This window comes from Rhodococcus sp. C26F (assembly GCF_053345925.1).
The window spans coordinates 1-7,510 of the sequence record NZ_JBKFBA010000085.1 but is presented as its reverse complement, the minus strand read 5'-3'; the positions used below and the strand labels follow the sequence as shown (position 1 = coordinate 7,510).

Below are 7,510 nucleotides of genomic sequence, written 5' to 3'. Positions count from 1 at the left end.
GTGGTGGTCACGGTTTCGCACGGCCGATCGGGACGCGTCCAGCAAATCTCCGACGATACGGTCAGCTAGTAGAGGTCGTCGATGCGGAACTCGGTTTCTTCGAGCACGGCGTCGATGGCGCGTTTGGCTTCGATCGCGTTGTCGATGAACTCTCTTGCGGAGACGAGTTGCTGTTTGAACGAGTGCAACTCACTGTCATCGACGGCGTCGAGGAAATCAGGCAACTTGTCGCGGACCGCGGTCACTGTCGGTAGTCGCTCCCCGATCGCATTGATGTCCTCGAGGGTGCGCACGAAGTCACCGTGCTCCCGCAATGCTGCCATCGCCGCCCCCATATCCAGCAGGGCACCGTCCGCCATTCCGGGCGGGGTTGGTGGGACGAAGTCGCTAGGGTCACCGAACGCATCTGCCGCTGCCCCGCCGGTCCCGGCCGGGACACGTCCGGAGCCGGCAGGACGGCTGGGGGCGCCATCGTCGTAATCGCCGTCGACGTCATCGTCGAACCCGGTCTTACTCCCGTTACGTGGGGAAACGGCACGTCCCCCGAATTCTCCTTCCCCCTGGATCGACGTGAAGTTGCCCTCGGGCACCTCGGGTCGAATGTCCCCGGGGTCACGCTCTCGGCGCGGTGTCCGGCCGGCAGCCTCGTTGATCACCTCGTCGATCACTTCGCTGACGTCGTCGGCGGTAGCGCGTTTACTGCGCGCCACGTCCGCGACACGGTCAGCGATCCGATCGACCAGATCCCTGTCCCCCGCCCGGTCCACACCTGGCGAAATTTCTCGTAGCGGCCGTTCAGGTATGGCCAACTCGGTCATGTCGACACCGGTGCGCTCAGCAACCGCCCATGTCAACCACGCCACCCGAGCCATCCGGTGCACGTGCGAATCGCCGTAAGGGGCACCCGTGCGCGGATTGATCAGCGACCCTTTGAACTCTCCGAGAAGCATCTCCCGGGGGGTCGGATAGCCCAGCGCCTCGTGGGCACGGCGCCGAAACAGCTCGCGCATGGTCGACTGGAATGTGTCCGCGGCATCGATCGCTTTGCTGATCAGCGCGCGGGCTTCCTCAGGGCTGCACGGTCCCTCGCTGGCGGATCGAACGTCTGGGTCGAGGACATCGAGACCCCCGGCCGCGGCCGCGACAGCCGCGTCGATCTCGTCCGTTACCGACATACTCACTCCCAACTGCTAGACGCCGACGTGCTGACCAGTGATCGCCGGGTCGGCGCCCTGGTTGTTCTGACCACGGGTCGCGCGGTGTCGCTGCTGGTTCATCTCATCCCGCTCTGGGTCGATACGGGTAACCCACTCGGAGGGGCGGATCCGGACAGGGTCACCGGCGGCGCGTTCGAGGGCAGCGAACCGCGCTGACGGCGTGGGTGGGATGTAGAAGCCGCGACGACCTTTCAGGGCGGGTGTTCCCAGCAGGTTCCCCAGTTCCTTCCGGTAGTACGCCTCCTGGGGGGTGCCTCGGTGGATCGGTGGGATGTCGACAGTGATGCCACCGTCCTTGTCGGGCCTCACCGAGAACGACACACGCGGTGGGCGACCGGCAAGGAGTTTGCGCACCCGGTGTGTGACCTGCTTGGTGTCGTTCAGGTCGACGGGCTTACCCAATCGGGACGTTTGCGTTTCAGAGCGAGTCCATTGATCCGGTTCCGGTATGGGGTTGCCTTCTATGTCGCGCGGAGGCATCGCCGCGGGCGCGGCCATGCTGACACCGTTGCTGGGGCGGGCTTTGTACGCCTCGACGAACTCGGCTGTTGCGCCAGAGCGCATCTTCTGGATCCTGCCGTAGGACAGTCTGTTCTGTGCACCAATGGGGGCGTCGGCAGCGGTGTTATCCGAGGCGGCCGGGCCGCCGGGCTGGGACTTTCCGGCATTGGATGCCTCGTACTTGCGAGCGAGGGCGTTGCTGGTGCCCGCCAAGTGCCTGCACCACCGGCGCTGCGCGTAGTCCTCGCAGCTGCATTTGAGGCCGCGGCCACCTGCTGTGGAGAACGGTGAGATCACGCGTCTGCCGTCGAGGTCTTCCCACACCGCGACGGTCCCGGTCACTGTGGCGTCGGGGTAGCTTGCGCGCACCGCAGGGTTGGCGATGTGACCGGCGTCGGAGGTTCCGATGACATCCGCTGCTCGGGCGGTGACGATCTTGCCCTCTACTGGCTGGTTGTTCGCTCCGCGGATACGGACGGTGCGGCTTTCCGCCTGGAAGCCCTGCCGACGGTGCATCGGTTTCGCTGTGCCGGGTGTGGTCTTGCCTTTGGTCTGGGCCAGGAGGGTGCGGTAGGCGCTGCTGGCTGCGAGTTCGCGCGCCTTGTATTCCTCGCTGGGGCTGCCGGGTACGGGGCAGCGGTGACCTGTGTTCATCGACGCGAACTGTCCGCAAGTAGGGCATTTGCGTTGAACCAGCGACTCGGCGTAATCGTCTTGGTTCTCGAATCCGTAGTTGTCGAGTTGCGGGCCGCGGATCATGCCGAGGTCGTTGATGGCCTTGCCGAACGACTCGTCACTGTCGAGCATGGCCTGCACGTTCTCCGGGGAGACGCGCCGCATGAACGGCCGGGCCTGTTTGGTTTGACCGTCCTTGGTGGTGTAGTCGTGCGGGCGCACCACAAGGAGCCCGTTCTCGGGGTTGTAGTGCACTTCCTTGATCCAGGAGGTGGTGCCCCCGCGGGCTTCGAGTTCCTTGTTGAGTCGTTTTTCCTGGCGGCTGATTTGACGTTGTGCATCGCGCAGCTCGTCGTCGTCCATCTCAGGGTTCCCGGCGAGCAGGCCGTCGATTCGCTTCTCTTGTACCGCACGGAAGGCTGAGACATCCGCGTACTGGCCGGGAAAGTGCGTGTCCATCGATGCTTGCAGTTCCTCATCGGGACGGCCCAACATCTTGCGGATCTGGCTGGCCTTGGCGGTGCGAGCGAGAATGTCGGACTGTTGCTGCAGCGACTGCTTCTTTTTGAGGATGTCGCCGTTGGGGCATCCGCCACCGTGATGCCCGAACTGGCCGCACTTTTCGCAGCGGATCTGCGCGGCTTCAGATTTGGGATCTATGAAGGTTCGGAGCTTGTGTTCCGTTCGGATTGCAGGTCGGGTTTCCAGGGTGTGGACAGCCTGCAGGCGGCGTTGTTCCATGATGCGCATCGAGTCGCGAGCACGACCGGAGATGCCGAGGTCGGACTGATCTCGGGCGGTGATGCCGGCGCCGGCCATGCTGTTGCGGTAGTCGTCGGTGAGGCTGATGTTGGAGAAGTCACCCTTGCGGTTCATCAGCTGATTCCATTCGCGGCGTGCATCATCCATGCTGATGCCGCGGTGCCGGGCGTTCATTTCCAGGAAGTTGTTCTTCGCTGGTCCGATCCGTTCGAGGATCGATCCCATCCGCATGATCGAGGCGAGTTCGGCTGGACTGTTCATCTGTTCGGGTCGCAGAGGGCGCCCGTGCTCGTCCTTGCCGCTCTTGAGGCGTTCGAGTTCCTGATCGATACGGGTGATGAATCCGGGCTGACCGCCTCGTCCAGGAGAGACGCGGTATTTGGCTTCATCGGAAAACGCCGTGGAGTCGGCGACGTTCTGTCTCACGGACTCCCAGACTTTGATCTGGGTATTGCGCCACTGCTCGGGGTCTTCGGTGAACTGTCGGTTCATGTCCTCGAGCTGGTGCTTGAACTCGTGCTGCGACGATTGCACCTCAGCGTCGTGGAACGCGTCGCCGCCCATCTGTCGTTGCAGGGCTTTCGTGAAGCCGATGACAAACGAACGGCCTTTGTTCTCTCGGCAAACCATTGCCGCGTCCCTCCTGTGAGGTGTGGGATGTTGATCTCCGATAGGGGCATCATGCCCGGATTCGTGTTGCTGCGCCAGTACCCTGTCCGGCTATATCTGCAGGCCAGAGGCTCCAAGTGATGGTGTCACTGAGACGCTAGGACATCTGTGCAGTATTGCTATTGCAGCGGTTCTGGCCACTACCGGCCCCACAGAACTACTGGTCCGAGTGCGCTGCGGATCCTTTCGCGGCACGCACTTCCGCCGCAGCCTCCATGAGGATTGTCTCTGCGTCTCGGAAGAAGTCGTCGGGCTGCTCGGTCGGCGTCACCGTCAGCCGGATCACGCCGGCATCTGCAAGGGATTCGATGTAATCGTCTGGCGTGTCGATCCGCAGGATCACGAGGTTGCTGCGGGTCCGCACCTCGACTTCCTCATCGTTCTCGTCAAGGCGGATCAACGCAGATTCGGGGAACGGGATCGGTTCCCACGGCGAGTAATCTCCCGTGTTGACGACCAATTGCGTGTCGGCCGTCCACACTCCGCGTTCGACCGTGGTCTGCGTGAGGGTGCCATCCACGCCGTCGACAAGCACAGGCACCTCTTCGATCACTCCTGCCGGTGAAAGACCGTTCTCGTCTGCTGCAGAGGTGAGTAGTTGCTGCTGCTCATCGGAAAGAACCTGCCAGCTGCCGTCGACACGGGCCTTGTCGTTTATCTGAGCCTGCAGCCGAATACGCACCGAGTCCGCATGCTGGCGGCGAATCAGCGCCATCTCGTACTGCGCTTGGGCGAGCTCCTCGTTGTAGGCCATGTGAGCCGCGAACGCTTCGAGGTCCTCGGCGGTCGCGGGAGGATCGAACTCGTCAGCGGTGTGGTCGTCGACGACGGATAGCACGTCATCGAAGTGGGTAACGTCGGATTCTTCCGGCGCCGGCGCCGGGTTCGCATCCAGGCTGTCGACACGGGCAACCAGTTCCGCGTACCGGTCGCCGAGCATCATCGCCAGTACGTCCTCGACTCGGTCGGCGTAGACACGGACATTGTCGTAGGCGACGTCATACAGGAACGGTCGCAGTTGGCCGACCATAGGCACCAACCGTCCGTGCGCCTCACCGACTGCATGGACGTCGCCGTCCCCGAGAACCAGTGGGCCGCACGGCACATTCGGGTCGGCGGCAGCCACGGCCTCTCGTGTCACCGCCTGGATGCGGGTATTCGACATGACACACACCTTCCTGCCGACAGGGTCGGCCTACGTGGTTGCGAATACCGTAGAAGTCGTGGTTCGGGTCATCGGCCGCCGTGATTATCGGTTTCAGGTGTGGGCAAGTTCCTCGACGACCGTTCGAGATACCACGTCGATGAACGATTCTGGGGTCACCGATGTCAGAACAATCGCGCGGTCAGGGACAACGTCAGCTGCCACCCTCGCTGAGGTCAGCACCCACAGGACCACCACTCCTGCATCGCGGAGGCGGCCCACTGTCCGGTCGATTCCTGTCGCGTCGTCGGCCGGCAGTTTGCCGTCGGTGAGCACGACGACCACTCGCGCTCCCGTCTGTGTGAGGATCCGACTGTCGGCGACAACGTGGTCCAGGGCGAGGTCGCAGCCGTCCGATCCCGATCCGGTGTCGACGACGCGAGGCACGTTCACCGGGGCGGTGCCAGGCCGGATGACCTCGAACGATCCCCCACCGAATCCGCGGACAGTGCAACTTCCACCGAGCTCGTTGACCGCCGCTGCGATCGACCAACCAAGTGGACCTGCATGATGTGTCCAGGGGGACATCGACAGTGAAGCGTCGAAAATCAACGCGAAGGTCAGCCGAACTCGCGCGCGGGGCATCATCACTCTCGCTGTCCACGGCTTGGCGGTAGGTGCCAGACCAAGGTGCATTTGCGCGCTCAGTCGCACGAGCTCTCGGGTGTTCAGACGGCCGGCGGGATACGGGACCGGGGTGCTCTGGATGCCTGGAGAGCGATAACTCGCTTCGGTGAGTCGCGCCGCGAACTGGTCTCGTGCAGCACGCTCGCTCTCGGTGGGAAGGCTGTAGCGCAGCATCCGGTGGTGGGGTAGCCCCACACCGCCATATCCGGATGATGCATCGGGCCTGTCGGATGGGGACATCGCGCTGCTTTCGGTGTCCTCATCGAAGCGTGCGGCTGCGTCCCGGCACACGACGGCAGCCTGAGCGATAACCCGCCCTATCGGTTCGATGATGTCCTTCGCAATGCTGTGGGTGAGCTGGGCATCGGGAATGTCCCCACAGACCAGTTCTACTGCCGCATCGAAGTCACGGCCCAGATGTCTCCACGCGGTCGAATCCGTGAGATCCAGCTGTCGCGCATGCCTCCACAAGCTCACACAACGCGACACAGCTTCGTGACTGCTCTGCGAGGTCAGCCACGTGCGAGCACCTCTGACGACGTTCACCGGCAGGATCAGGAAATCAGCCCGCGGCAAAATCTCGGACAGCAGCAACCGTGCCAGCTGCCGCTGCGACATTGCCGGGGAAAGTGGGGCCGATACCGCAAGGGCGGACTGCAACAACATCCGTTCGGAACGATGTGCGCTGGCGAAGTTCGCTTCACACACCAGCTGAGCCAAAGTCCGCGCCGCACCCCATTCTGCAATGGGAGGGGTGTCGGCCTTACGCCACCATCCGTCGACCCCGAGCATCGTCAAGGCAGATACGACCAGCCCGGACGCTTCCGGGAAAGCCATCCGCCCCACCATGGAGTCCATGCGGGTATCAGGGGTGATGAGCTCCCCGAGACGAGCCACGTCAACGAGCAAACGATCAGGACGAGACGCGCAAAGCACGGGTTCGTCGAGCAACGCGAACCCATCCACACCAAACAGGTGAACCTCGACGTTCGTGTGCACCAACTCCACACCCGCAGCCTGGATGGAACGGGCCGTCGAGGCCCAGGATGCCGGAACTGCACTCAATATGGCTCTTCGCGGTTAGCAGTGGCATTGATGCCGGCTGGGTGTGCTCCGCCGGGAGCGGCGGGTGCACGCCCACCGTACCCGGCGGCGTTGATTGTCGGGATTGCGGAATCCGAACGCGATCCGGCCGACGTGTTTGACGATCCGGTTGTAACCTTCGCTGCGTGCGTTGGTCAGGCCGGTCTCGATCGCCCGGATGATGGGGTCCTGCCAGGTTTCCACGGTGCGCGCGAGCGCGGTGACCTCCGGGATCGGGCAGGCGGCACAGAACTTGTAGAACCGATACAACGCGGCCCGGGTCTCGTACCGCAGCCCACCACGGGCGGTGCAGGCCAGCAGATCGCGCAGGAGCTCCTTCGCGATCCAGGCGGCGGCGATCTCCTCGCTGGGGTCGGCGGTCAGCAGCTTGGTGAACAGTTCGGTGCGCTGCTCGATGGTGAGGGTCTCGGCGCCGCGCAGCAACCGACGACGGTTGATCCACTCGACATCGCTCTTGCGGCCGCGCCGACCCCGCTGTGTCTGGGTGACCCGCCGGCGCACCGCATCGACGATCTCGTTGGCCTTCTTGACCAGGTGAAACCGGTCGACGACCAGCTCGGCATGCGGCAATGCCTCCCGTACCGCCTTGGCGTACACGCCGGACAGGTCGATGGTGACGTGGGTGATCTGCGCCTTCCATGCCTCGTCCCTGGCATCGAGCCAGTCGATCACCGCCGTCGAGGTGCGGCCGTTGACCTGGGCGAGCAGGCCCTGGTGGCCAGCGATGTCGACGAGGCCGGTGTCCCAGCGG

At 63.7% G+C, this 7,510-nt stretch carries 5 protein-coding genes; all 5 read right to left on the bottom strand.

All coding sequences use genetic code 11. The annotated features are described in order from the left end of the window. Positions 1 to 65: 65 nt before the first annotated feature. On the bottom strand, positions 66 to 1,175 hold the full coding sequence (locus ACLBYD_RS30220; protein ID WP_237211557.1) for a hypothetical protein: 1,110 nt from the start codon (positions 1,173 to 1,175) through the stop codon (positions 66 to 68). 15 nt (positions 1,176 to 1,190) lie between these two features. Further along, positions 1,191 to 3,785 (bottom strand): hypothetical protein, encoded by a 2,595-nt coding sequence (locus tag ACLBYD_RS30215; RefSeq protein ID WP_237211558.1) that lies wholly within the window; start codon positions 3,783 to 3,785, stop codon positions 1,191 to 1,193. A 196-nt stretch (positions 3,786 to 3,981) separates the two neighbouring features. Next, complete coding sequence (locus tag ACLBYD_RS30210) at positions 3,982 to 4,989, bottom strand: hypothetical protein (RefSeq protein ID WP_237211559.1); 1,008 nt, start codon at positions 4,987 to 4,989, stop codon at positions 3,982 to 3,984. 93 nt (positions 4,990 to 5,082) lie between these two features. Next, positions 5,083 to 6,663 (bottom strand): hypothetical protein, encoded by a 1,581-nt coding sequence (locus tag ACLBYD_RS30205; protein ID WP_237211560.1) that lies wholly within the window; start codon positions 6,661 to 6,663, stop codon positions 5,083 to 5,085. Positions 6,664 to 6,735: 72 nt separating this feature from the next. Continuing rightward, positions 6,736 to 7,510, bottom strand: a 775-nt coding sequence (locus tag ACLBYD_RS30200; RefSeq protein WP_447817834.1) for an ISL3 family transposase, incomplete at its 5' end; no start/stop codon positions are given.